20 protein-coding genes and 1 pseudogene are annotated in these 25,285 nt (G+C 61.5%); 17 read left to right on the top strand and 4 right to left on the bottom strand.

The window, feature by feature from the left end:
* Both NKI47_RS19325 and NKI47_RS19330 read right to left on the bottom strand, forming a co-directional pair.
* Window positions 1–292 (bottom strand): annotated as a pseudogene (locus tag NKI47_RS19325) (transporter substrate-binding domain-containing protein); the annotation flags it as partial.
* A gap of 28 nt (window positions 293–320) precedes the next feature.
* Window positions 321–1,535 carry a trans-sulfuration enzyme family protein gene (locus NKI47_RS19330; protein ID WP_352455524.1) on the bottom strand — a complete coding sequence of 405 codons (1,215 nt, stop codon included), beginning with the start codon at window positions 1,533–1,535 and terminating at the stop codon, window positions 321–323.
* Window positions 1,536–1,614: 79 nt separating this feature from the next.
* Between NKI47_RS19330 and NKI47_RS19335 the strand changes: the two genes are divergently transcribed.
* Window positions 1,615–2,511: a LysR family transcriptional regulator gene (locus tag NKI47_RS19335; protein ID WP_352592692.1), complete on the top strand. Its 897-nt coding sequence runs from the start codon at window positions 1,615–1,617 to the stop codon at window positions 2,509–2,511.
* 73 nt (window positions 2,512–2,584) lie between these two features.
* Here the strand turns inward: NKI47_RS19335 and NKI47_RS19340 are convergent, their stop codons facing one another.
* Both NKI47_RS19340 and NKI47_RS19345 read right to left on the bottom strand, forming a co-directional pair.
* Window positions 2,585–2,971 carry a hypothetical protein gene (locus tag NKI47_RS19340; RefSeq protein WP_352592694.1) on the bottom strand — a complete coding sequence of 129 codons (387 nt, stop codon included), beginning with the start codon at window positions 2,969–2,971 and terminating at the stop codon, window positions 2,585–2,587.
* A gap of 397 nt (window positions 2,972–3,368) precedes the next feature.
* The gene (locus NKI47_RS19345) at window positions 3,369–3,662 is read right to left on the bottom strand and encodes a hypothetical protein (RefSeq protein WP_352592697.1); all 294 of its coding nucleotides are present in this window, start codon (window positions 3,660–3,662) and stop codon (window positions 3,369–3,371) included.
* A gap of 158 nt (window positions 3,663–3,820) precedes the next feature.
* Between NKI47_RS19345 and NKI47_RS19350 the strand changes: the two genes are divergently transcribed.
* The 16 genes from NKI47_RS19350 (at window position 3,821) to NKI47_RS19425 (ending at window position 25,238) form a co-directional block, all read left to right on the top strand.
* Complete coding sequence (locus NKI47_RS19350; protein ID WP_352592700.1) at window positions 3,821–4,468, top strand: helix-turn-helix domain-containing protein; 648 nt, start codon at window positions 3,821–3,823, stop codon at window positions 4,466–4,468.
* 470 nt (window positions 4,469–4,938) lie between these two features.
* A complete protein-coding gene (locus tag NKI47_RS19355; RefSeq protein ID WP_352592703.1) occupies window positions 4,939–5,505 on the top strand; it encodes a hypothetical protein in 567 nt (188 codons plus the stop codon).
* Between the two features lie 103 nt (window positions 5,506–5,608).
* Window positions 5,609–9,034: an acyl-[ACP]--phospholipid O-acyltransferase gene (locus tag NKI47_RS19360; protein WP_352592706.1), complete on the top strand. Its 3,426-nt coding sequence runs from the start codon at window positions 5,609–5,611 to the stop codon at window positions 9,032–9,034.
* Window positions 9,035–10,173: 1,139 nt separating this feature from the next.
* A complete protein-coding gene (locus NKI47_RS19365; RefSeq protein ID WP_352592709.1) occupies window positions 10,174–11,289 on the top strand; it encodes a Fic family protein in 1,116 nt (371 codons plus the stop codon).
* Between the two features lie 197 nt (window positions 11,290–11,486).
* Complete coding sequence (locus NKI47_RS19370) at window positions 11,487–11,792, top strand: type II toxin-antitoxin system TacA family antitoxin (RefSeq protein ID WP_352592712.1); 306 nt, start codon at window positions 11,487–11,489, stop codon at window positions 11,790–11,792.
* Between the two features lie 23 nt (window positions 11,793–11,815).
* Entirely contained in the window at window positions 11,816–12,316 is a 501-nt protein-coding gene (locus tag NKI47_RS19375; protein ID WP_352592715.1) for a GNAT family N-acetyltransferase, read from the top strand.
* A 546-nt stretch (window positions 12,317–12,862) separates the two neighbouring features.
* Window positions 12,863–13,909 (top strand): NAD(P)-dependent alcohol dehydrogenase, encoded by a 1,047-nt coding sequence (locus NKI47_RS19380; protein ID WP_352592718.1) that lies wholly within the window; start codon window positions 12,863–12,865, stop codon window positions 13,907–13,909.
* A 341-nt stretch (window positions 13,910–14,250) separates the two neighbouring features.
* On the top strand, window positions 14,251–15,162 hold the full coding sequence (locus NKI47_RS19385; protein ID WP_292655834.1) for a carbohydrate ABC transporter permease: 912 nt from the start codon (window positions 14,251–14,253) through the stop codon (window positions 15,160–15,162).
* Entirely contained in the window at window positions 15,162–16,061 is a 900-nt protein-coding gene (locus NKI47_RS19390) for a carbohydrate ABC transporter permease (protein WP_352592721.1), read from the top strand. The genes NKI47_RS19385 and NKI47_RS19390 overlap by 1 nt, the downstream gene beginning before the upstream one ends.
* A gap of 47 nt (window positions 16,062–16,108) precedes the next feature.
* Complete coding sequence (locus NKI47_RS19395) at window positions 16,109–17,638, top strand: ABC transporter substrate-binding protein (protein WP_352592724.1); 1,530 nt, start codon at window positions 16,109–16,111, stop codon at window positions 17,636–17,638.
* A gap of 65 nt (window positions 17,639–17,703) precedes the next feature.
* On the top strand, window positions 17,704–19,233 hold the full coding sequence (locus tag NKI47_RS19400; protein WP_352592727.1) for a xylulokinase: 1,530 nt from the start codon (window positions 17,704–17,706) through the stop codon (window positions 19,231–19,233).
* Complete coding sequence (locus tag NKI47_RS19405; RefSeq protein WP_352592730.1) at window positions 19,226–20,551, top strand: iron-containing alcohol dehydrogenase; 1,326 nt, start codon at window positions 19,226–19,228, stop codon at window positions 20,549–20,551. The genes NKI47_RS19400 and NKI47_RS19405 overlap by 8 nt, the downstream gene beginning before the upstream one ends.
* A 77-nt stretch (window positions 20,552–20,628) precedes the next feature.
* Window positions 20,629–21,711 (top strand): ABC transporter ATP-binding protein, encoded by a 1,083-nt coding sequence (locus NKI47_RS19410; RefSeq protein WP_352592733.1) that lies wholly within the window; start codon window positions 20,629–20,631, stop codon window positions 21,709–21,711.
* Complete coding sequence (locus NKI47_RS19415; protein ID WP_352592736.1) at window positions 21,712–22,767, top strand: hypothetical protein; 1,056 nt, start codon at window positions 21,712–21,714, stop codon at window positions 22,765–22,767. It begins immediately after the preceding gene.
* Between the two features lie 182 nt (window positions 22,768–22,949).
* Entirely contained in the window at window positions 22,950–23,864 is a 915-nt protein-coding gene (locus NKI47_RS19420; RefSeq protein WP_352592739.1) for a sugar-binding transcriptional regulator, read from the top strand.
* A gap of 384 nt (window positions 23,865–24,248) precedes the next feature.
* Entirely contained in the window at window positions 24,249–25,238 is a 990-nt protein-coding gene (locus NKI47_RS19425; RefSeq protein ID WP_352592960.1) for a TIM44-like domain-containing protein, read from the top strand.
* Window positions 25,239–25,285: the final 47 nt, after the last annotated feature.

A 25,285-nucleotide genomic window follows, 5' to 3' on the forward strand; every position in this document is an offset into this window, starting at 1 on the left:
GTAGCGCAGCAAAACGCTGGCCTGCGTTAAGGGGCACGTAACGGATCTTGTCTCTGTCGCCGAGGATGGCGACCGCGAAAGTGCGGCAGATGTCGGAATCGAACCCGCGATAATACCCCTTCTCGTCCGGCCGGGATAGACCGGGCACGCCCTGGCTGGCGCCGCAGCTGACATAGCCGCGCTCCTTGATCTTGTTGATTACCGCCTGCGCGCTGGCGTCCACGGCGCCCGTAGTCAGGCTGGCCAATCCTATCGCCAGACCCGTGAGCCATTTCAGACCTTGATGTTTCATAATCATTCCCCTTGTCGTTGAGTTGTCGTCATTCTGCGGCGTTGACGTCGGCCGCGGCGGTTCCGTTGCGCCGGGCTTCAGCAAAAAGTTCGAAGGCCTGAGAAAGGTCAGCCAGAAGATCTTCGAGCGCCTCAAGGCCGATCGACAGGCGCCAGACCGGGCCGGGCTTCAGCCAGTCGAGGCTGGCGCGGCCCTTGCGGGGATCGCTGACGGCAATCAGCGAATGCACGCCGCCCCAGCTTGCGCCGAGCCTGAACAGCCGCAGGCTGCGCAGAACATCGGATTGCAGTGGCGCCAGTTCCGGCCGCAGCACGAAGGAGAACACGCCCGCCGATCCGGCGAAGTCACGCTTCCAGACCGCGTGGCCGGGATGGCCAGGCTCCGCAGGATGCAAGATCTGCGCGACTTCCGGGCGCCCCGACAGCCAGGCGACAATCTTGCGCGCTGTACCGTCGGCGTGGCGCATGCGCACCGGCATCGTCATCAGGCCGCGCTCGCACAGCGCGCAATCCTCGGGCGAGACGCCATAGCCAAGGAAACGCGCTGTATCCTTCAGGCGCCGGAACAGGGCATGGTCATGCACTGCGAGCGAGCCCATCAAGAGGTCGCCGTGGCCGCCGGCGTGTTTGGAAAGCGCCTGCATCGAGATGTCGACGCCATGAGCGAGCGGCTTGAACAGCAGATGCGAGGCCCAGGTGTTGTCGGCCGCAACGAGCGCGCCGGCCTTGTGGGCCGCGGCCGTGATGGCTGGCACATCCTGAACTTCGAAGGTGGCTGAGCCAGGCGATTCTGCCCAGACCAGCCGCGTTCTGCCGTCGATCATGGCCGCGATACTTGCGTCCAGCCGTGGATCGTAGGAAACCGCCTCGATCCCGAGTGGGCCGAGAAAACGCTCGGCCATGTCGCGCGCCGGGCCATAGAGCGTCTCCGGGATCAGAACGCTTTCGCCGCCACGGCAGACAGCCATGGTCGCCAGCGTCATGGCCGCCATGCCCGACGGGACGACGAGAGCCCGCGATCCGCATTCCAACACGGCGATATGATCTTCGAGCTGCCGGCTGGTCGGTGTGCCGTAAAGTCCGTAGCTGAACCCGTCGTACAGACGCTCGACGCGAAGCTCGAACGATTCCAGATCGTCAAAGACCACGGTCGAGGCTCGCTCGACCGGCATCGCCACCGCCTGGAACGGTTCCTCCGAGCGCTTGGGAGGATGGACATGTGAAGTGTCATCGCGTCGGTTCATAGGCGCAGCTTAGCCGGCTCACCCATTGCCATCTATGACCGCAGCGATAAAGTTAATTCGCTTTTGATATGGGCTGACTATGAACCTGCGCGACATCGATGTCTTCAACGCGATCATGATCACGCGCGGTGCCGGCGCGGCGGCCGCGCTGCTGGATACCTCGCAGCCGGCCATCAGCCGTTCGCTAGCCAAGCTAGAGGCCGAACTCGGCTTCAGGCTTTTCGACCGCATTCGTGGCAGGCTGGTGCCGACACGCGAAGGGGAGTTGTTCCATGCCGAGGTAAAGGCCAACCTGGTCGGGCTCGACCGGCTCAAGCTGCGGGCGGCCCAGATCAAGGAGGTCGGAACCGGTACCATCCGCGTCGCCTGCCTGTCGGCACTCGGGCATGGGCTGGTGCCGCGCGCCATCGTAGCGTTCTCACGCCGGCATCCGCAGGTGCGAATCAGCTATCAGGTCCGCACCTCCAATATCGTGCGCGACCTGGTGGCCTCTGGCAGTTTCGATATCGGGCTCGCGGCCGACGAGGTCGATACCAGCGGCGTGCTGCACAGCATCTTCACCACGCCGCGCGCCGTCTGTGTAATGCCGACGAACCACCGGCTGGCGCGGAAGCAGATAATCACGCCGGCCGATCTCGCCGACGAGGCCTTCCTGGCATTGTCGCCGGAAGATACGGCTCGGCTCGCGATGGACAAGATCCTGGCCGCGCATGGGGTACGGCCGCGCATCCTGATCGAAACGCCCTACGGCCTGACCATCGCTATCCTTGCAGCGAAGGGCATGGGAATCGGCTTGGTCAATCCCTCCGTCATTGCGGACGGCATGATCGGCGGTATTTTGGCCAGGCCATTCGAGCCAGCCGTCAATTTCCGCGCGCTACTCCTGCGCCCGCCGGACGGCATCAATTCGACCTTGATCACCGACTTCATTGGCGAACTCTATGCCGCTCGCAATATGCTATCGAGCGAGGCATAGGCAACTGGCTCGACGCCTGGTTCTAGCTGCACACGAATGCCATCGACGAAAAGCAGGACACGCAATCCCGGTCCTATCCCTCCCCCATCGTCGAGCGGAGAAGAGCTTGCATATGCTCTGCCAAGTCGAGCTCACCGCGCGCCTCGATCTTCAAAAGATATCGGGCCTTGGACCGGCGATCACCTTCCCTGACCGCAGGATAGGCGCATACAGCCAGCAGCGACCTTTCCTCAGCCCGGCTGGCTCTGTCGTGGTCGCGGTTACTGCCGCCCATTTCGTGGATCGCCTTGCCGAATGCCGCGTACGCTGCCTTGTGCGCATTGATCAGCGCCCGCAGATCGCGGGACGGTTCCCGGTCCTCCCGTCGCGGCTTTGTGGCGAAAGCCGATGCCGCAACCGTCGAGGCGACAACGGCGCTGGCGGCGTTGAGAAGCAAGGCGCGGCGATTCATCCTGGACATGGTGAACTCTCCTCTTCACTTCATGGCAGGCTGCCAGAACGATGTCGTAGGATCGGCCAGCTGCGCTTCCACAGTAGCATGACTGCCGGCGCGTTCATGTCAGGATGGATAGTAACGTTGGATGCGTTGCAGCCAGGACATAGCTGGCGCGACTGCGCGAATCGGCATCTCGCGAACTGTTCAATCAATTGTCCCTCGGCCTCGCCACCAAAGAAAGGATCGCCATTCCCGAAAACTCCATAACTTCGAAGAATTGCGATCCCTTTCGGCGCGGCTCACGAGGCGTCCTCGGCGGTGATGGCTTTCATCACCCGTTCGTCCACCATCGTCCGGGCCTCGTTAAGATGGCCCTGCCAAGTGCCTTGCGACGACGGCGACCAAGCGAAAGCCGTTACCTTCAGCGCCCACCGGTCGCCTCGTCGGGCTTAGCCGGGAAGATCATCTGAATGCGAGCCATGTCGACGTCGATGATGTCGACGGCTCTGATTCCGATCTTGGCAATCTGGCTTTCGTTGCCCACTCCTGCATCCTCACCAGTGATTTCAGTCGCGATTGCAGGCGGCGGATTTCGGCCCGGTTGCCGACCTGTCGAAACCGCGTTTCCGTTGCCAGTCTGCCAGTATGACTGTCGACCGACGCTGATGATTGCGTGCTCCGACAATTTCAATGCGGCACAAGTCGGCAGAAGCATGCGCAAGTTCCCGAGAAGGCGAGCGCCGCGTACGCACGCTGCCGGCCTTCACCGCTTTGCCAGCCAAGCACTAGGTAGTTTCCCGTAGGGATAGAACCGAATTTCGCGACCTGCTGATTCGCGCGATTGCTGTGCTACGGATCAACCGGGAAACAGCCATGCACGCCCAATCGAGCTCCAGAATTTCACTGCCGTCGCACGGCTTACAGTCGAGCCTGCCTACGGCATTCGATCCGACACTGCTACAGCCGGTCAGCTTCTTTCGCTGCGGTTCGGAAATCTATGCGCAAGGTGAAAAGGCCGGAGCCTTCTATCAGGTCGAGTTTGGCGCCGTGCGTGTTTACCGCCTGCTTGCGGACGGTCGCAGGCAGATAAGTGCCTTCCATCTGGCCGGAGAGACATTCGGTTTCGAAGCCGGCACCACCCATCATTTTTTCGCCGAAGCCATCAACGCCGTGGGTGTCCGCGTCTTCCGCTTTGCCACTGGTGCGGATCTCTCCCGTCAGCTGCTGCCGTTGGCTCTCAAGGGCCTGACGAGAGCGCAGGAACATCTCTTGGTTCTCGGCCGTCAGAATGCCATCGAACGCGTCGCCGCGTTCCTGGTCGACATGGCGGAGCGGCAGGGCGGCTTGCGACAGGTCGAACTGCCGATGTCGCGCATGGATATTGGCGATTATCTCGGCCTCACCATCGAAACCGTGTCGCGGGTTTTCACCCGGCTGAAGGACAAAGGCGTCATCCGCCTGCTCAATCTGCGCAGCATCGAGATCATCAAGCACGACGTGCTTCATGCGATGAGCGAGTGAGGCTACTTGGTCACTTGCCGCGCGTGGCAGATCGTAAGCGTTGCCGCTTTTTCGACCGACTTTGGTCACTCGGGCTTCAATCGCCATGCGGCCTTGGCCAAGCGCGCAGCTAGGCCGCCTTCTTCATCTCCGCGACCTGAACGCCCAGTCGGAACGCCTGACCGTCTGCAAACGAACGCGCGTAGCTCTCAGATGTAAAAGCATCCGACACCGCGACGTCGAAATGTCGAAACACGCACAGCTAGGCTCAAGTCGATGGCGTTGCCTTGAGCTTGGTCGATGCAAGAGGACACCACAGCGGCGAACTCACCTTCAAGGGCGACTGCGCAGTTCACGCCCCTGTCTGGCGAACACGCGGATTACCAGGCGGACAAAAAAGCCCCAGCGCTGGGTCGATGCGCCGGGGCTTTGGGCACGTACAAGCTACACCAACATGTCCGCATATGAACGTGCGCTAATAAAGTGAAGGAATGGTGAACCACGCATATGCCGAAGGGCGCACGCTAAAAGCTGGGGTGAAGCGCAGTATCAGTAATGACAAGTTTGCGCACTCTGATTGTCCCACCTTACTTTCGACCAAACGACGGGGTGAGGATGCGGGCAGTCTTATTGCTTTGATGACGTATGCCGTCACCGCTCATGCCGATGAAGCGAGCCGGCTCACTGACGCCGTCCTCGACCGGCTGCGAAAGACTGTCGCAAGACCGGCTGATGTATCGAACCCGGAAACAGACCAACGCCGGCGCAACCTCACCCTGAAACCAAAAGACAATATCGATGACCTCCAACAGCTATGCTCCCAAAGGTTCAAGCGCCTGCAAACGTTGACCACGCCCACTTTCGCTATCGCCGCCTGGATGATGACGGCGGCATCAATTTCATGGGGCAAGCATAGCCGCCAAGGGGTTCTGCCCGATGGCCGCGACCAGGCTCGTGGATACCTCAACCATCACCAAGACACCGCGAGACGCGGAAGAGGCAAGCCGCTTCATCAACCGGCAACACCGAAAGCTGCTGATCAATGTGAGCCGCAGTAACGAAGCGTAATCGGGTTCCCACTACAAAAAGGCTCAAACCGCGCAAGACCGCGGATCGATCCGACCAGGATCTTCAACGGTCTGCCCAATGGAAGTCGCCGCTATGGAAATCGTCACGAACAACCCCACGAACAGTCATCTGATGACTTCACGGCGTTTTGCGCCTCTCTTCTGGACGCAGTTCCTGTCCGCCTTCAACGACAATTTCCTCAAGAACACGCTGGTTTTCCTTATTCTGTTCACCCTGGCGGCGGACAAGGCGGCATCACTGATCACCCTGGCGGGTGCCGTCTTCATGGCTCCTTTCCTGCTCCTGTCCGCCCTTGGTGGCGAGATCGCCGACCGGTTCGACAAGGCGCTCATCGCCCGTCGGCTGAAATTCACCGAGATCGCCGCTGCGGCTGTCGCTGTCGTTGGGATCGCGCTGTCGTCGATCCCGGTGCTGATGATGGCGTTGCTCATGTTCGGCATCATCTCGGCACTGTTCGGACCGATCAAGTACGGCATCCTGCCGGATCATCTCGAGCGCAAGGAATTGCCCCGCGCCAATGCCTGGATCGAATCGGCAACCTTCGCCGCCATCCTCGGCGGCACTATCGCCGGAGGCGTCGTCTCGGCCGATGGCATAGGCGTCTCGGTCTTCGGGCCGATGATGATGATCCTCGCCATCGGTTGCTGGTTTGTCAGCCGATACATTCCGTCAACCGGTTCTGCTGCACCCGACCTCGTTATAGACCGGAACATCTTTCGCTCGACGTGGCGACAGGTCAACGGCTTGCGTGCCGACAAGCGGATCTGGCGCGCCGGACTGATGACGTCGTGGTTCTGGCTTATCGGGGCCATTGTCCTTTCGATCCTGCCTACGTTGGTCAAGGATTCGCTCGGTGGCGGAGAAATCGCTGTCACCGCCTATCTCGCGGTGTTCGCCGTCTCGATCGCGATTGGCTCTGCCATAGCCGCATGGATGTCGCAGGGCCGCATCGTGCTCTTGCCAGCCCCGGTTGGCACGGCGTTGATGGCACTATTCGGCTTGGACCTGGCCTGGATCATCTGGAGCATGCAGCCCTCGCCCAGGGCCGAAACGCTCGCAATATTCTTCGCCGGGCCAAACACGGTCCATGTTGCGATCGACCTTGCCGGCATGGCTATTGCCAGCGCCTTTCTTGTCGTGCCGACCTTCGCCGCAGTGCAAGCCTGGGCGCCCGAAGCCAGCCGCGCTCGCGTCGTCGCCGCCGTGAGCATCGTCAATGCAGGCTTCATGACGGTGGGCGGCATACTTGTCGCCGCGATTCAAGCAGCGGGCGTCTCCACTGGAGGTATCCTGTTCGGCCTCGCCGCACTCAACGTGGTCGCCGCCTGGCTGATGCTGAGATACCTTCCGACAAACGCCTTCCGCGATTTCGTTTCCATTCTGTTCCGAGCCTTCCATCGTCTGGAGGTGGAGGGGCTGGAAAACCTCAAGGCGGCCGGCCCGGCACCCATCCTGGCGCTCAACCATGCCAGTTTCCTCGACGGTCCGCTGGCCCTGACGCTGACCGAGGAAGAGCCCGTCTTTGCCATCGACCACACTATCGCCCAGGCCTGGTGGATGAAGCCTTTCCTCAAGCTCGCCCGTGCGCTGCCGCTCAATCCAGCCAAGCCGATGTCGACCCGCACGCTGATCAAGATCGTGCAAGGCGGCGATCCGCTGGTCATCTTCCCCGAAGGGCGGATCACCGTCACCGGCGGCCTCATGAAGGTCTATGACGGCGCCGCCATGGTGGCCGACAAGACCGGCTCGATGGTCGTGCCCGTGCGCATCGACGGGCTGGAGAAGAGCTATTTTTCGCGGCTGACCTCGCTGCATATTCGCCGCCGGCTGTTCCCGAAGGTCAAGGTGACCATTCTGGAGCCCGTCAAACTTGAAGTACTGCAGGATCTGAAGGGCCGGAAGCGCCGCGCCGCGGCGGGCGCTGCCCTCTACCAGGTCATGTCGGACCTCGTCTTCCGCACCCAGGACATCGACAAGACTGTGCTGGAGAAGATCATCCAGACGGCGAACGAACGCGGCATGAAGCAACTGGCCGTTCAGGACCCGGTCACCGGTTCGCTGAGTTACGGCAAGCTGCTGACAGCCGCCGCCGTGCTTGGCGAGAAATTCAAGAAACTCTATGCCGGCCAGCAGACGCTCGGCATCATGCTGCCCAACGCTAATGGCGCCTGTGCGACGCTGCTCGGCGTTATGTCGGCCGGCAAGGTTCCGGCGATGATGAACTTCACTGCCGGTGCAGCTAACATCCTCTCCGCTTGCAAAGCCGCCGAGGTGCGCACCGTGCTGACCTCGCGCGCCTTTGTCGAACAAGCGAAACTCGGCGCCGTGGTCGAGGAACTCGGCCGATCGGTCGACATCGTCTGGCTCGATGATCTGCGGGCCACCATTGGCCTCAGGCACAAGCTGCTCGGCCTTCTGCGCAAGAGCGCACCCCGGGTCGCCCGCAAGTCTGAAGATCCGGCGGTGATCCTGTTCACCTCGGGGTCCGAAGGCACGCCCAAGGGCGTGCTGCTCACCCACCGCAACATCCTGGCCAATGCCGCCCAGGCCGCCTCGCGTATCGACTTCCACTCGGGCGACAAGGTCTTCAATGTGCTGCCGATCTTCCATTCCTTCGGCATGACGGCGGGCACGGTGCTGCCGCTGATCTCGGGCGTGCCGGTCTATTTCTACCCCTCGCCGCTGCACTACCGGATCGTGCCGGAGTTGCTTTACGCCTCGAACGCAACGATCATCTTCGGCACCGATACGTTCCTTGCCGGCTATGCCCGCACCGCACACCCCTACGACTTCCGGTCAGTGCGCTACTGCTTTGCCGGCGCGGAACCGGTCAAGCCTTCGACGCGCGCGATCTATATGGAAAAGTTCGGCCTGCGCATCCTCGAAGGCTACGGCGTGACCGAAACCGCGCCGGTGATCTCCATCAACACGCCGATGTACAACCGGTCCGGCAGCGTCGGCAAAATCATGCCGGGTATGGAGTATCGCCTGGATCCGGTGCCTGGCGTCGAGGATGGCGGACGGCTGTTCGTGCGTGGGCCCAACGTCATGGCAGGCTATCTGCGCGCCGAAAAGCCGGGCGTGCTCGAACCGCTCGAAGACGGCTGGCATGACACCGGCGACGTCGTCGCCGTCGACGATGTCGGCTTCATCACCATTCGAGGCCGCGCCAAGCGCTTTGCCAAGATCGGTGGCGAGATGATCTCGATGGCCGCCGTCGAGGCGCTGGCGGGCGAATTGTGGAAAGGCTCGCTCTCGGCGGTCGCCGCCGTGCCAGATGCGCGCAAGGGCGAAAAGCTGATCCTCATCACCGAGGCCGTCAACGCCACGCGTGCCGAATTCCTGGCCTTCGCTAAGGCCAACGGCGCCATGGACCTGATGGTGCCCGCCGGAGTGCGCGTCGTTGCGAAAGTGCCCGTCCTCGGCTCCGGGAAGCTCGACTTCGCCGCCGTGACAAAGATGGTGCTCGGCGCAGAGATGAAGATTAAGGCCGCTTGAGCACGTCCTACCAACGGCCGACGAACCAAGCTGGCCCGCTCTCCCGCGCAGTCCCATCCAGTTGCCGCCCGCGTAGGTAACGCCGATACTTCATTAGGTCCCGAAAATCACCGGATGCGCGGCAGCCGTCTCTGTCTGACCTTTGGAATCTTAAACATATAACTATGACGATCGCCGAACTCAGCACGAGCAGTTCTGGACTCTTTATGAACGCCTTCGGCTTGTTGCCCGCTCCCTGCCGAGAAAGGACCGAGCATGACTCCCATCATCGGGAAGCCCTAGCGAGCGTTGTCGCTCCATAATGAACCTTTGTCGATCGACGACGTGGGCCGATCAGGGCAAGCGATCCGGCAGCAATACTGTGAGGCGAAGGGTATGCGGCATGCCCCGAACTTCCCTGCGCGCCGGTGTTCCACCGCGTGAAAAAAAGCCCGCCGCACGGTTAGGTGCGGCGGGGCGGGACGGGCGCTGTTGCACCAAGCGGGGGACTAGGGTGGGCGGGCTTGCCAGGTGCGCGCGGGCCGTAGGCAAACTTAGGCGCATGAGTTGCTATACGTCTAGCAACCGCCAGTTGGACTGGCCCGAAATCAGGGTTCCAGTGCCAAGGGACAGGACAGTTCCCGGAGCCCAGCCCGAGGGCCCGTCGGGGCCGGCTCCGTGCTCCAGCCTACCGGTTCAGATCCGAGCCGTGCCCACATCTTGAACAGGCAAAGCCGCGCACGCCTGTGAGGTAGGAACCGCCGCTGATTTCCATAATGACGCTACACGTGTCGGCCCTTGATACCTGCGTGAGGGGAGCTGTGCAAAGACCGGTTCTCGGGGCGCCTCAAGCTATGTCCTTCAACGTGTCCAGCGGCCCTTTCAGAGCCGACCTGGGCTGGATCAACTCCGGCGCAATCAGGAAAGTCCGCGGTGCCGCCCGGGGGTTGATCGATCAGCTCGAACTGCAATCAAACAGATTGGCGCGACCGCAAGAACGCCTCCTCAACAGTCGGTCTTGCGATATAGCGGTCTACAACTCGAACCCCGAACACGTTCGCCAATTGTTGACGTATCCGAGAAGACCCTGAGGCATAGCGAGGATTGCTATAGCTCACCTGTCGTGGCATCATGAGTTATAGAAAGGTGCTCTATAACTCATGGTATGGAATTGGGAGCAGGCTGACTGGCCGCATTTTACCTACGATAAGAAGGTATTGGAACCGCTGGAAAGCGAGTTCCTGTTGCGATCGGGCGAGTTCCTGGGCGTCTTTCGTCATGTGGGTGCCAACGATCGCGACCAGATCCGCATCGACCTTATCAGCGAAGAGGCCTTGAAGACATCCGCGATTGAAGGGGAATACCTCAACCGCGAGAGTCTGCAATCATCCTTACGCCAGCAACTTGGCCTGGGAAGCGAGATCAGGCACATTCCGCCGGCCGAGCGCGGCATCGCTGAAATGATGGCCGATGTTTACTTGCATTTCGCCGATACACTCTCGCACCGCACCCTCTACGCTTGGCACAAGATGGCGATGTCGGGTGAGCGGGGTATCGGGACCATCGGCAGCTACCGCCAGCATGCCGATGCTATGCAAATCGTTTCCAATAGGCTGGATAAGCCCAAAGTGCATTTCGAAGCGCCCCCGTCGGCCCGGGTGAAGACCGAAATGGACGCCTTCGCGGCTTGGTTCAACGTAACCGCGCCCAAAGGCAAGACACCGATTCCGGCGTTGACGCGTGCCGGAATCGCGCACCTTTATTTCGAGAGCATTCACCCGTTCGAGGATGGCAACGGGCGCATAGGGCGTGCCCTCTGCGAAAAGGCGTTGGCGCAAAGGCTGGGTGAGCCCAGTCTCATCGCTTTGGCGTACACGATTGAACGCCACCGCAAGGCCTACTACGACAATCTCGAGGCCAGCAACAAGAGCAACGCGATTACGGATTGGCTGCTCTACTTCGCTAAAACGATCCTTGAGGCGCAGCGCGTAACGCTTGCCCGTGTCGAATTCTCCGTCGCCAAGGCCAAGTTTTACGAACGCTACCACGGTCACTTCAACGAGCGACAGGAAAAGGCCATCACCCGGATGTTCCGCGAAGGTATAGATGGTTTCAAGGGCGGTCTCAGCGCCGAGAATTACATCGCCATCACTCAGGCATCTCGCGCGTCAGCGACAAGAGATTTGCAGGACCTCGTTGCCAAGGGTGCACTGATTAGAACTGGCGAACGACGATACACACGTTACGCATTGAACACTCTTGCTGGCCGAGCGTAAACCACAACAGGGACAGAAGAAGCGGGCTGTCGAAGAGCCTGCCTGCCTGGACCGTCAGCACCCAGTAGAAGCCGAACAGCGGACGAAGCTGATGTTCGACCACCAGCGCGTGGATGAAGGGCAGAAATCGGTTTGATTTGTTCGTCTATGTGACGTACATTGTCTGCGAAACATAGACCACGACAGGAGTGATCCCAATGGCGCGCAAACAGCCCCAGATCGAACGAGAGACGCCCAACCGCGTCGAACGCCTCGGATTCCGGTTGGATGAAGAGACTAAGGATCTTATCGAGCGGGCAGCGCATCTGTCACGACGCAAAGTCAGCGACTTCTGCGTCACTGCGCTCACTGACACCGCGCGCCGCACGATCGCCGAGCATGAGACGTTGGTGCTGTCCGATCGCGACCGCGCGGCATTCTTCGACGCGCTGGTCAATCCGCCAGAGCCGAGTGAGCGGCTGGTCCGCGCCTTGGCCGAGCACAAGCGCCGGGTCGCGTCCTGAGCATGGCGGCGTCTCGGCCAGATTTGAAGATCGAGGCGCTCGCGTCGCATCACGACCGGGACGGCTTTGTCTGCGGCGTCGACAGACTCGACCGTTATCTCCGGACGCAGGCAAGCCAAGATGTGCGGCGCAAGGCGAATGGGGTCTTCATTCTAGTGGAGCCTGATAAACCGGATGTCATGCTGGGCTATTATACGCTTTGCGCAACCAGCCTTGCACAGGGCGACGTGCCGGCCGCCGCGCGCAAGCACATCCCGCGCTATCCGCTGGTCAGCGCCACGCTGATCGGACGGCTGGCGGTCTCGGAAGCCCGTCAGGGCGAACGCCTGGGTGCGATGCTTCTCGCCGACGCCGTGCGGCGCGCCTATGCGAGCGCGGCCACAGTCGGTTCTTCGATGCTGGTGGTGGATGCCATCAGCGAGCGCGCCGCTGCCTTCTATAAGGGAAACGGCTTCGTGCGGCTGCCGGACTACCTCCGGCTCGTCCTACCGATGCACGCAATCCAGCAACTGGTGGAGCCATGATCGACGCAGCACCTACATCGCCTAACGCGGAGCCTTCGCCGTCGGACCGCGACGGGTTCGGCCACCCTGTGCTTTGCCGAAGCCCTCAGAAGCATCTCGCACACCCAGTAAAGAGACCCTCTTTCGTCGTGCTACGGCGCCCTGTCAGGTGCTCTGTCGCCCGGGCAGCCGAAGCCGGGCGACAATTTCTCAAACATCGCGTCACAGCATGCCCTGTTGCCTCTTCGACAAAACAGAACCGAAAGAAGGGAGAACTTTGTGTGCAGCGAGTGTGCACGTCGCCCTCTAAACACTGGTTCCTATCCTGATGCCGAATCTATCACTTGATACCTCAGAGCACCCTGAATGATCCAAACGAAATTCGGCAGCGGCATGGTCGGCCTTCAAAGTCCCTTGGCCGGGAAGTTGGTACGGATAGTCGGAATCTTGCAACACCCGTTTCCGAACTGGATTTTGAAGCCGTGAATGAGCGGCTATGATGAACGTGCCGAATGCAAGCAAGGTCGCGGAGGCCTCGAACAGTCGGCTTTAGAGGAGACTACGTCGATGACGAACGTTCGCGCCCTTGTCCTTGAACGCCAGCACGAACTCAAGCTGCGTGGGATCGATCTGCCACAGACCGTCGGCGCGGGCGAAGTTCGCATCAAGATCCATACGGTGGGCATCTGCGGCTCGGACGTGCACTACTACACGCATGGCCGCATCGGCCCGTTCGTGGTCGAAGCGCCGATGGTCTTGGGCCACGAAGCCGCCGGCACCGTCGTCGAAACAGGGGAAGGCGTCGAGCATCTGAAGGTCGGCGACCGCGTCTGCATGGAGCCGGGTATTCCCGATCCCAATTCGCGGGCGAGCCGGCTCGGTCTCTACAACATTGACCCAGCTGTCAGATTCTGGGCAACGCCGCCGATCCACGGTGTGTTGACGCCCTATGTCGTCCACCCCGCCAACTACACATTCAAACTGCCCGACGATGTCAGCTTCGCCGAAGGCGCCATGGTGGAGCCCTTCGCTGTCGGCATGCAGGCGGCTGCCAAAGCAAAGATCGCGCCTGGTGACACGGCGGTGGTGATTGGCGCCGGGCCGATCGGGACGATGGTGGCGATCGCGGCACTCGCCGGCGGGTGCGCCCGCGCCATTGTTGCAGATTTCGCCCAACCCAAGCTCGACATCGCCAGCGGCTATCAAGGCGTGATCCCGGTCAACATCCGCGACAAGAACCTGGCGGCGGAGGTAAAGCTCCTGACCGATGGCTGGGGCGCCGATGTCGTTTTCGAATGCTCGGGCTCGTCCAAGGCATGGGAGAGCCTGCTCGATCTGCCGCGGCCCGGCGGCGCGGTGGTGGTGGTCGGCCTGCCGGTGGCGCCTGTAGCGCTCGACATTGCCACCGCCTCGACCAAGGAAGTCCGCATCGAGACTGTGTTCCGATATGCCCACCAATATGAGCGGGCAATCGCGCTGATGGGGTCGGGCCGGGTCGACCTAAAGCCACTCATTTCGGCGACCTTCCCCTTCGAAGATTCCATCACCGCTTTCGACCGCGCAGTCGAAGCCCGGCCCGCGGACGTAAAGCTTCAGATCCTGTTGCCGGATTAAGGGGAGTTCCAAAAGCCCCCGGGCTGTCCTCCCGATCTCCTCGATGCTTTCCGTAGCTTTCGTTGGGCTGCCAAAGTTGGCGGCGGCCCTGAGTGCTTTTGATGCTGGTCCACCGCATTTACCGGCGGCGATCCCTCCAAAAACAACTTCATACCCGGCGATGACGGGATCTACCACGAGCAAATCCCTTGAGCGCTGACGGACCCGACACTTGACAAATCGGCGGCCGTCCGACACGTTCTTAACAAAAGGCACAACAAACTTACAAAAGTTCAAGTTGGCACAATCTGGCCGATAGGGAGAAGGCCGATGCGTCTCTGTGACCGAGCGGAGATTTGCACGTGAGCAGCGCTATCCTCACGCGGCCGACTTCCAGGTGGGCCCTACCCCGGTTCATGACGGCCGAGCATCCTTTTCCCTGGCTCGCGCCGATCACGGTGATGCTTCTCGTTTTCGGCATCTATCCCCTCGCCTATTCAGTCTGGCTGTCGTTTCACAAACGCAATGTCGTTTCCCGTCAGCTTGACTTCGCCGGGCTCCACCAATGGACGCGCGCCTTCTCGGATGCGCGTATGTGGCATTCGCTGGAAACCACGCTGATCTACACCTTCGTCGCGCTTGCGGTTCAGCTTGCGCTCGGCATCCTCATCGCGCTTCTGCTTGACACCGATCGCAAAGGTTACGGGGTGCTGCGGGCGCTGATGACACTGCCGCTGGTGGTGCCGCCGGCGGTGACCGGAATGATGTTCCTGCTGATGCAGGACGGTTCTTTCGGTGTCCTGTCGTTCTACCTCTATGCCCTCGACCTGATCTCGCCGGCACAGCCGATCCTGACGCAGCCCGGAACCGCACTGGCGGCGATCCTGCTGGCAGACATATGGCAGTGGACGCCGTTCATGGTGCTCATCATCCTGGCAGGGCTCAGGGCGCTGCCGAAGGAACCTTTCGAAGCCGCCGCGATCGACGGTGCCAACGGCATCCAGACGTTCTTGCGCCTCACATTGCCGATGCTGCGCAAGGTGATAGCGGTCGCGGTGCTGATCCGCGGCGTCGATCTCTTTCGCATCTACGACTACGTCTACATCATCACCGCCGGCGGGCCTGGCACGGCCACCGAGACGCTTTCATTCTACGCTGGCCGTATCTACTTCACCGGAGACTTTCCCTATGCCGCGACCCTGTCGCTGATCGTGCTCGTCGTCTTGATCGTCGTGTCGAACCTGTTCGTCAGGCTGTTCAAGGTGAGGTTCTGATGGAGTCGTCGCGCGCCCAAACGATCGGCCGTGATGTCCTCGCCGTCCTGGTGGTGGCGATCTTTATGTTCCCGATCGCGTGGTGGGCCCTGTCGTCCATCAAACCCTATTCGGCGATCTTCGACCGCAGCGGACCGGTCTACACCGGTTTCACGCCAACGCCGGACAATTACCGTGTGACGTTGCTTGGCGTTTCGCGCGTCGACATCGGCATGGAACAGGGCGGCGAGGCGGCCGGGGTCATCAAGGGTGGCGCCAGTTCCTATGATTCCCGTCAGTCGTTGCTCGATAGCGCCATCATAGCCGTCGGATCGACGGCGCTGACGCTGCTGCTGGCAACGCTGGCCGCCTATTGCCTGTCGCGAATGCAGTTCAGCGGCCAGCAGTCCTTCCTGTTCTGGATTCTCTCGCAACGCTTCATGCCGCCAATCGCGATCGTCATTCCGATCGTTTTCATGTTCCGCGATCTCGGCTTGCGCGATACTTATACGGGGCTCATCCTCGTTCACAGTTTGATTAACCTGCCGCTGGCGGTTTTGCTTTTGAAGTCGTTCTTCGACGATGTTCCGCGCGAGATTGATGAGGCGGCGCTGATTGACGGCGCGACGCGCTGGCAGACGTTTCGACGCGTCGTCCTTCCCATGGTCAAGGGCGGCATCGCTGCGACGGCCGTGCTGTGTTTCATCTTTTCGTGGACCGAGTTCCTGCTCTCACTGTTCCTGACAACGTCGATCCGCACTGTGCCGGTGAAGATCTCGACCTTTGTCACCTCGACCGCGACCGAGTGGGGCTACATCACAGCGCTCGGCACGTCCGCGATCATACCCAGCTTCATCTTTATCCTGCTGGTTCAACGACATCTGGTCCGCGGCCTCACCCTCGGATCGCTGAAAGAGTGAGGCGCAGACGAGAAGAACGACGACAAAAACGCAATGGAGGAACGATCATGAGCTTCAGTGAACACGACAAGAAGACATTCGTCGCCGATACCTGCAATGACTTTACGGCGCGCCGAATAAGCAAACGCGACTTCATGAGGAAGATGGCGCTCGCTGGTGTCGGCTTTTCCGCCTTCGGATCAGCCATGCTAGGTGGTGGCCGCACCAGTCGGGGGATGCTGGGCCTCGGGGTTGAAGAAGCCCGCGCCCAGGACGCCGATATGCTGAAGTGGCTGGCCGACGTCGGCAAACCATATGCCGGCACCAAAATCCGCTACACTTCGGAAGCGACGCCGCCAACGATCGTTGCCAACCAGCTTGTCGCGGGTGAATTCACCAAGGCAACCGGCATTGAGGTGGAAGTCGAGATCGTGCCGCTGGAGCAGGTTCTCGCCAAGGCGACGCAAGACGTACAGGGCCAACTTGGCACCTACGACGTCTACTATCTCGACCAGTCCTGGATGGCGACATTTGCCCAGGATGTCGTCGATCCACGCGAGTATTATGACCAGAACAAAGAACTGGCGATGCCCAACTTCGACTGGGACGATTTCTCCAAGCCGCTGGTCGACGGCATCGCCATGTACAACGGCAAACAGTGCGGAATTCCATTCGATATTCCGATCTTCATCCTGATGTACCGCAAGGATCTTTTCGACAAACACAACATTGCGCTGCCGACAGACCTCGACGCCTACCTCAAGGCCGTGCAGGCGCTCACAGAGGCAGAAAAAAGCAACGGCATCTTCGGCACAGCATGCCAGGCGAAGTCCGGCCATTATTCGCTGGAATGCGACTGGACCTTCGCATTGTGGGGCCATGGCGGTTCGATCTTCAACAAAGACAAGAAGTTTGTCGGCAATGACGAGCGCGGCGTGGCCGGGCTGCAATTCTATCAGGAGCTGGTCAAGAACTCGCCGCCCTCCGCGACGACTTGGACCTGGGACGGGCAGGGACAGGCACTGACACAGGGTCAGGCCGCTATGGCAATCACCTGGGGCGAAGATTTCCCCGGCTTCGACGCGAACGATTCCAAGGTCAAAGGCCTGTTCGAGGCCCTGCCCGCGCCCAAGGAGGTTCCTGGCCGTCGCGCCGCCGCCGATTGCGGCTTCAACGAAATCCCGGCCGTTGGTCACCAAGGTGGCTCGACGATTTCGCTGTCGCAATATTCCAAGAACAAGGAAGCAGCATGGCTGTTCATGCAGTGGGTCTGCTCGAAGGATGTGATGGCGCGGGTATCGACGCTCGGCGGCGGCGCCTCGCCGATGCGCAATTCCTCTTTTACAGATCCTCGGGTCAAGGCGAAGGCCGTTGTCGGCCCCGGAACGACACGCCATTTCGACGCGATCAAATACACTATCGACAATCAGATGGGATCTGAGCCGGACATGCCGATCTGGGCGGATCTGTCGAACAACGACATTCCGGTTGAGCTCGGCAAGTTGCTTACGGGCCAAGACTATGGCGGCGATGCCAAGGCATGCCTGGATGCCATTGCCGGCATTGTCGACGGCAAAGTCAAGGACGCCGGTCTTTAGCGGCTAGTCGGTGATTTGGGCGAAGGCGGCTTCGGCCGCCCTCGCCGTTTGGTAATGTGGCGGCAATGGTTCCTGATCTCGTCATCGGCATTGATTCCTCGACCTCGGCAACCAAGGCGATCGCCTGGGACCGCAATGGTCTGGCCGTGGCCGAAGGTCGTGCACCGCTTGCAATGTCCAACCCGCGTTCGGGCTATTTCGAGCAGGATCCGGCCGAGTGGTGGACCTCGACGGTCGCAGCGCTGCGCGCCGTGACGTCAACGGTTTCGCCGGCACGCATTGCCGCCCTTGCGATTGCCAACCAGCGCGAAAGCTTCGGACTTTTCGACGAGCAAGGCGAAGCGGTCGGGCCCGCGACGCTCTGGCTCGATGAGCGCGCCCGGCGGAAGGCACGCCGCTTCGGCGAGAGCTTCGGCGCGGCACGCGTCCACGCAATATCCGGCAAGCCGCTGGACGTCATTCCTTGCCTTTACCGCATGATCTGGTTCCGCGAGCAAGAGCCCGAGATTTTTGCCCGGGTGGAGCGGATGGCCGAAGTCCACGGCTATCTGGTCTTTCGCTTGAGCGGCCGGTGGGTGACGTCCACCGCATCCGCGGACCCGATGGGCATACTCGATATGCGCGCTGTGGACTGGTCGAACGATATACTGGAGGCAGCGGGCGTCGCCCGGCGCATGATGCCGGATCTGGCGCGGCCCGGCACCGTTCTGGGTCAACTGACTTCGGAAGCGGCCATTTCGACGGGCCTGCGCGAGGGCACGCCGATCGTCGCCGGCGGCGGCGATGGTCAATGCGCCGGCACGGGCGCGGGTGTGTTGCAGCCGCGATGCGCTTACATCAACCTCGGCACGGCGGTCGTCTCCGGCAGCTTCGGCACGGACTACGTCCACGACCAGGCCTTCCGCACCGAAACGGCGGTCGCCGATGATGGCTATATCTACGAGACGTGCCTTCGCGCCGGCACTTTTCTTGTCGACTGGATGGCGCGCGAGATGCTTGGCGTCGATCTGCATGGCGCAAATGATGCCCTGGAGGCGCTCGAGGCCGAAGCCGCTACCAGCCCGATCGGCGCAGGCGGCATAATGCTCCTGCCCTACTGGCAGGGCGTCATGGACCCACACTGGGATAGTGCGGCCCGTGGTGTGATTGCCGGGCTTTCGGGCTCGAGCCGCCGCGGCGACATCTATCGCGCCGTGCTGGAAGGCATAGCGCTGCATCAGGCCGCGACAAGTCAGCGGGCGGCTGCGGCTGCCGCCCAGACCATCGACCAGTTCATAGCGATCGGCGGAGGAGCGAAGTCCGACCTGTGGATGCAAATTCTGGCGGATGCACTCAATCGTCCCATAAAGCGTTCGACGACCGTCGAAGCCTCCTCGCTTGGGGCGGCGATGGCGGCGGCAAAGGGGGTGGGCTGGTTTTCCACCATCGCCGAAGCGTCGCTCGCAATGGCCAGCGAGCCGGCCAAAACCTTCGAACCGGACACGAAACGGGCCGCGCTCTACGCCGAACTTCTTGCGATCCATGCCGATCTTTGGCCAACGCTTTCAGCCTGGAACCAGCGCCTCGCGGCCTTCATGGAGGCCGATCATGGCTGAAACGACCAACTGGAACGCCTTGATCGAGGACGTTGTCGCGGGACGCTGGACAGATCCCAAGACCGGCGCGGCAGCGGACCTGCCGTTCCAGACGATCGAACTGCTGGAGACGACGGAGGGCCGCGAGGCGGATCTCGTTGCGCCCCTGGCGCTAGGCAGCCGCATCGCTGTTGTGTCGGATATCAACACCGTCGATGTGATGGGCACGCGCGTCGCGAAGGCGCTGCGTGCCATCGCCGACATCGATGAAATCGTGCTGCCTGACGGCCTCGACTGCGATGAGGCAATGATCCAGATGGTCAGGGAGAAGACGCGTCACGCCGACGGGGTCGTGGCCGTCGGGTCGGGCGTCCTCAACGACGGCTGCAAGCATGCAACCTTTCTCGACGAGCGGCCCTATGCCGTCTTCGGTACGGCCGCCTCGATGAATGGCTACGGCGCCTCGACAGCGTCGGTGACCTTGGCCTCCGGGCTCAAGATCTCGCTGCCCTCGCATGCTCCGCGGGGCATCTTCCTGGACCTTGGCGTGTCGGCCGCAGCGCCCGCCTGGCTCAGCGCCGCCGGGCTTGGCGACAGCCTCTGCCGCTCCACGGCCCAGATCGACTGGTGGGCTTCGCATCGGCTGTTCGACACTTACTATTCTGAGGTGCCCTACCTGCTGCAGGCGGGCGATGAGGAGCCGATGCTGGCCCATGCGCCTGGCCTTGCCAGGCATGACGTCACCGCTGTCGGGCATCTCCAGCGCGTCCTGACGCTGTGCTCGATGGGCGTGTGCTTTGCCGGCGTTTCCCATCCCGGGTCCATGGGAGAGCACCAGATTTCCCATTGGGTCGACATGTTCGCGGGAGAGCGTCATCCCGGCACCACGCATGGTCAGCAGGTTGGGGTTGCCTCGCTGGTCATGGCGCGTCTGCAAGCGCGGCTGCTGGACATGAAAGAGCCGCCGCAGGTGAAGCCGACCGCCATCGACGAAGCGGCGATGCTGGCCCGCTATGGCGCGCAGCTTGGACCACTTTGCATTGCCGAGACGAAGAAGACGGCACTCGACGCCAGCCAGACGGAAATCTTCAACCGCAGGCTTGCGGAAATCTGGCCGGCGCTGCGCCAGGAGGTTCGGCCCATGGCAATGCCGGTCGCCCGCATGGAGGCAGCACTCAAGGCTGCGGGAGGGCCGGTCACCGGCGCGGAACTAGGCCTGCCGCGAGCGCTTTGGCACGACGCCATTCACTATTCGCGGGAAATCCGCGGTCGATGGTCCTTCATCAATCTGGCCGCCGATGCGGGACTCTTGGAAGAGTTTCTGGAGAGCGAATGGTGAGAGCGCATCCGATCGCCAATAGCTCGCATAGCGAAAATGCGATCCAACCGGCAAGGGCAATCGAAGGGTAGCAATTTATGGCGTCCGTCACCATCAGCAACATAAAGAAGGACTATGGCGCTCTCTCGATTATCGATGGACTCGATCTCTCGATCGAGGATGGCCAGTTCGTCGTTCTGTTGGGGCCGTCCGGCTGCGGCAAGTCCACGCTGTTACGCATGATAGCCGGTCTCGAGCCCATCACATCCGGTAATATCGCCATAGGCGACAGGGTCGTCAACACGCTCCATCCCAAAGACCGCAATATCGCGATGGTCTTCCAGAATTACGCGCTTTATGCGCACATGACCGTCTTCGACAACATGGCCTTTTCCATGCAGTTGAAGAAACGCCCAACCGAAGAAATCAAACAGAAGGTCGGATGGGCGGCGGCGATCCTCAATCTGACCCCCTATCTGGAACGGTACCCTCGCCAGCTTTCGGGCGGTCAGCGGCAGCGCGTCGCCATGGGCCGCGCCATCGTGCGGGACCCAACTGTGTTCCTGTTCGACGAACCGCTGTCCAATCTCGATGCCAAGCTGCGGGTGCAGATGCGCACCGAAATCAAGGAACTCCACCAGCGGCTGAAGACCACCACCGTCTATGTCACGCATGACCAGATCGAGGCCATGACCATGGCCGATGTCATCGTCATCATGCGCGACGGCCATATCGAGCAGATCGGGCGCCCGCTCGATGTCTACGATCGCCCGGCAAACCTCTTCGTCGCCTCTTTCATCGGCTCGCCCGCAATGAACATGTTCCATGGCGAGGTGGCTTCCGAGCGCGACGCCTGGGTGGTGCGGACCGACGAGCTATCCCTCCCGCTCCCGCCAGGGGCTGCGGTCCGGCCCGGCCAAAAGGTGATCTACGGCATTCGCCCCGAACATCTTCGACCAGTGGCCGACGGGCGCGGCATTCCGGCGAGGATTACGGTTGTCGAGCCGACTGGCCCCGAAATTCACATCTTTGCCAGCATGGGCAACACCGCGATCTGCTCGGTGCTGCATGACCGCATGGAGCTCTCTCCTGGAGCTGTGATCCATCTGGAGCCGGCGCCTGAGCGAATCCACCTGTTCGACCAAGGTAGCGGCGAGCGGCTGGACAAGGGAAGAAGTTGAATGGCGCGGATCATCACCCTCGGCGCCGGCGTCATGGGCTCTGCCATGACGCTTCCGGCCGCTCACGCTGGTAACCGCATCACTCTTGTCGGGACCCATCTCGATGAGGAGATCGTCGGCTCGGTGGCCAGCACAAGTCATCACCCACGCCTCAACATCACTCTGCCTGATGTGGTAACCGCCTGTTCCTGGACCGAATTCGGGGCGGCGATGAACGATGGACCCGATCTGCTTGTACTCGGCGTCTCGTCGGCCGGCATTCCTTGGGCGATCGACCGCATTGCAGAAAGCATCAAGTCGCCCGTGCCGATACTGATGATTACGAAAGGACTTGCAGCAAGCGACGAAGGCGTGGAAATCCTGCCACATCTGCTTGCCCGCGAGATCGAGCAACGCACTGGCTTCTCGGTCCCTGTGATGGCCGTCGGCGGACCGTGCATTGCCGGCGAACTGGCGGCACAGCGCGACACCTCTGTGATCGTGGCCGGGCACGATCCCGACCAGGTCGCCGCGGCGTCCCGCATTCTGCGCGCGCCCTTCTATCATACGCGATCGTCATCCGATCTCGTCGGCGTCGAGATCTGCGCCGCTTTCAAGAATTTCTACACACTCGCCGTTGGTGCTCCCGTCGGGCTGCTCGAGCGCGACGGCAAGGCGCCCAACGGCGCACTCATGCACAACCTGGCCTCGTCACTTTTCTCGCAGTCCCTCGCAGAGATGGCGATTCTGGTCGAAGCTCTGGGTGGAAAGGTCGAAACAGTGCTGGGGCTGGCCGGCTCCGGCGATCTTTATGTGACCTGCCAGGCGGGCCGTAACGGTCGCATGGGGCGCCTGCTCGGCCGCGGCCTGCCTTATTCCGTGGCGAAGCGCGAACATATGAGTTCGGACACGGTCGAGGGCGCGCAACTGGCGCTGGACCTTGGTCCGACTTTGAAGAATATGATGGCCCGGGGTGTACTTCCCCACGATCGCCTGCCGCTGACGACTGCCATCATCGACGCAATTTGCCATGATGCTCCGCTGGTTTTGTCCTTCGACCGCTATCATCGAGGCTAGCGGAGCCGGGAAACTCGATTGATGCCTCATATCCATGAGCACATGGCTCCGCCGAGCCCGCTCTGGACCCGCTGCCGCGGAGTGGACAGGATGATCTGATGGAGAAACCAGCACGAAAGAAACGCGACGGCCGCCATGCCGTAACGAGTTCCGTCACGTCCGATCGCGAGGAAGGGCTGCTCGTGCGCGCCGCCTGGCTTGCTTATGTCGGTGACCTCACCCAGGCGCAAATCGCCAAGTCTCTTGGCCTGACACGCCTTCGCGTCAACCGGATGCTGGCGCATGCCCGTCAGCGGGGGATCGTTCAGATTCGCATCAATTCCAAGGTGGCGAACTGCATCGAGCTGGAGAACCGGCTGCGGGACGCCTATGGCGTTTCCGACCCAATCGTGGTTCCGACACCGCCTGATCCTGCCCTGGTGCCACAGGTCATCGCAGCCGCTGCCGGTGAAGCCCTGTCGCATAGAATCCGTGACGGCATATCGGTGGGCGTGGGATGGGGACGGACGCTCCAGCTTAGTCTGCGGTCAGTGACCGTACGCCCCGTCAGAGGGATGTCGGTCGTTTCCCTGCTCGGCGGGCTCACGCGTGGATCGGCGATCAACATCTATGAAATCGCGTCGCGGCTCGCGGCGCTTTTCGATGCGGAATGCTTCTACATCGCGGCACCGGTGTTCACGGATACGGAGGCCACGCGCGATCTGCTTATGCGCCAGTCCATTCTGGAAGACGCCTTCACCCATGCCCGCGACGTTGACGCCGCTTTCGTTTCGGTGGGCGCGGTGCACAAGGACGCCACCATCTTTCGGATCGGACTGGTAGGAGACGATGATCTCAGATCGCTCCGCGAAGCCGGGGCGGTCGGCGATATTTGCGGCCACTGGATCGGCGCCGACGGACAACTCGTCGATCACCCGCTAAACAGCCGTGTCATCGGCCTCGCCCCCGAACATCTGCGCGACGTCGACACTGTGATCCTGCCCTCCGGCGGCCTCGACAAGGTTCCGGTCCTGCGCGCCGTGTTGCGTCTGGGAGTGGTCGATGTGCTGATCACCGACGAGAAAACCGCTGAGGCGATCCTTGCGGAAAAGCCGTAGCGCAGACGGGTCGGGGCGAGGAATTGTCTCGCACCTGAATGGTGCCAAGCTGGGCCGCGCGACATCTGCAGTGCCTGCGCAGAACGGATACACTCACTACCTATTAGCGCCGATACGCATCGCGTCATCTGCCGGAAGACCATCGCCACGGATCGCCTTGAAGACGGGACGCTGACGGTCAATCTGGGGCCGGTGGTCGCGGCCGACTTCGACTAGGTCCTGCGTGTCGAGAGTATCGCGCGCCAAGGCGCAAGCCTCGCCCGGCGAAAAACGCGCCTGAGCATAGGCAGCATGTCGCCCGTTGAAGTGCAAGGTGCCGGTCAGTGATATTTCGATCGGCGCACCCCATATGAGCGGAAAGAGTGTCGTAAGGATTTGCCTATGTTGATTTCGCGTTCGGGACGGTTTGCAGTTTTGCTCGTAGGGTTGTTCCTGGCGTTTTTCATGGTCGCTGTGGATCATGCCGATGCGCGCCGAGGCGGCAGCTTTGGCAGCCGCGGCACGCGCACTTTCCAGTCGATCCCGCCGACCAGAACGGCACCACAGCCGGCCGCACCGGTCGAGCGTTCGATGACGCCCAATACCGCAACCAACAATGCGGCCCGCCAGCCGCAGGCATTCCAGCGCCCAGGCGTCTTCAACGGCCTCAGCGGGCCGATGATGCGGGGGCTGCTTCTCGGTGGTTTGATCGGCGTTCTTTTGGGCCATGGTTTCGGCGGCTTGGCCGGCATGTTGGGTCTTCTGCTTCAAGTACTGCTGATCGGCGGCGTGATCATGCTGGCCATCCGCTTTTTCCGCTCGCAATCGGCGTACAATCCAGCGCCCACTACGGCTCGTGCCTCGGGGGGCACAGGGAGTTTTGGGCGAAACGCAGCAGCCCGACCCGAGCCGAGCAACGCCACAGCTTTCCCTATTCCAGGCATCGGGTCAGGATTTGGCGGAACGAGCCAAGCCACCGCTTCCGATGAGATCACACTCACCAAAACCGACCTCGACACGTTCCAGCAACGGCTGACGGAAGTTCAGGAAGCATTCGGGCGCGAGGACCATGCCGCCTTGCGCCGGTTGGCAACGCCAGAAATGGTCTCCTATCTGTTCGAGGAACTTGCCGATAACGCCAAAAAGGGCCTCAGGAACGAGGTATCGGATGTGGGCCTGCTGGAGGCCGATATTGCGGAAAGTTGGCGGGAGGGTGATCGCAACTTCGCGACGGCTGCTTTGCGATATGAATCTCGCGACGTGACCCGCGATCGCATAAGCGGCAAGATCGTTGAGGGCCAGGCCGATCAGCCGACGGAGACGACCGAACTGTGGACCTTCATGCGCCAGAACGGCGGGGACTGGAAGCTCGCCGCGATCCAGCAGCCTGGCTGATTTGCTTGCCGTGATTAAAATGTCTGCCCAGAGGTTGTTCAGGTTTC

The organism is Mesorhizobium sp. M0633 (assembly GCF_040320645.1).
In the GTDB taxonomy this organism is placed as follows: Bacteria; Pseudomonadota; Alphaproteobacteria; order Rhizobiales; family Rhizobiaceae; genus Mesorhizobium.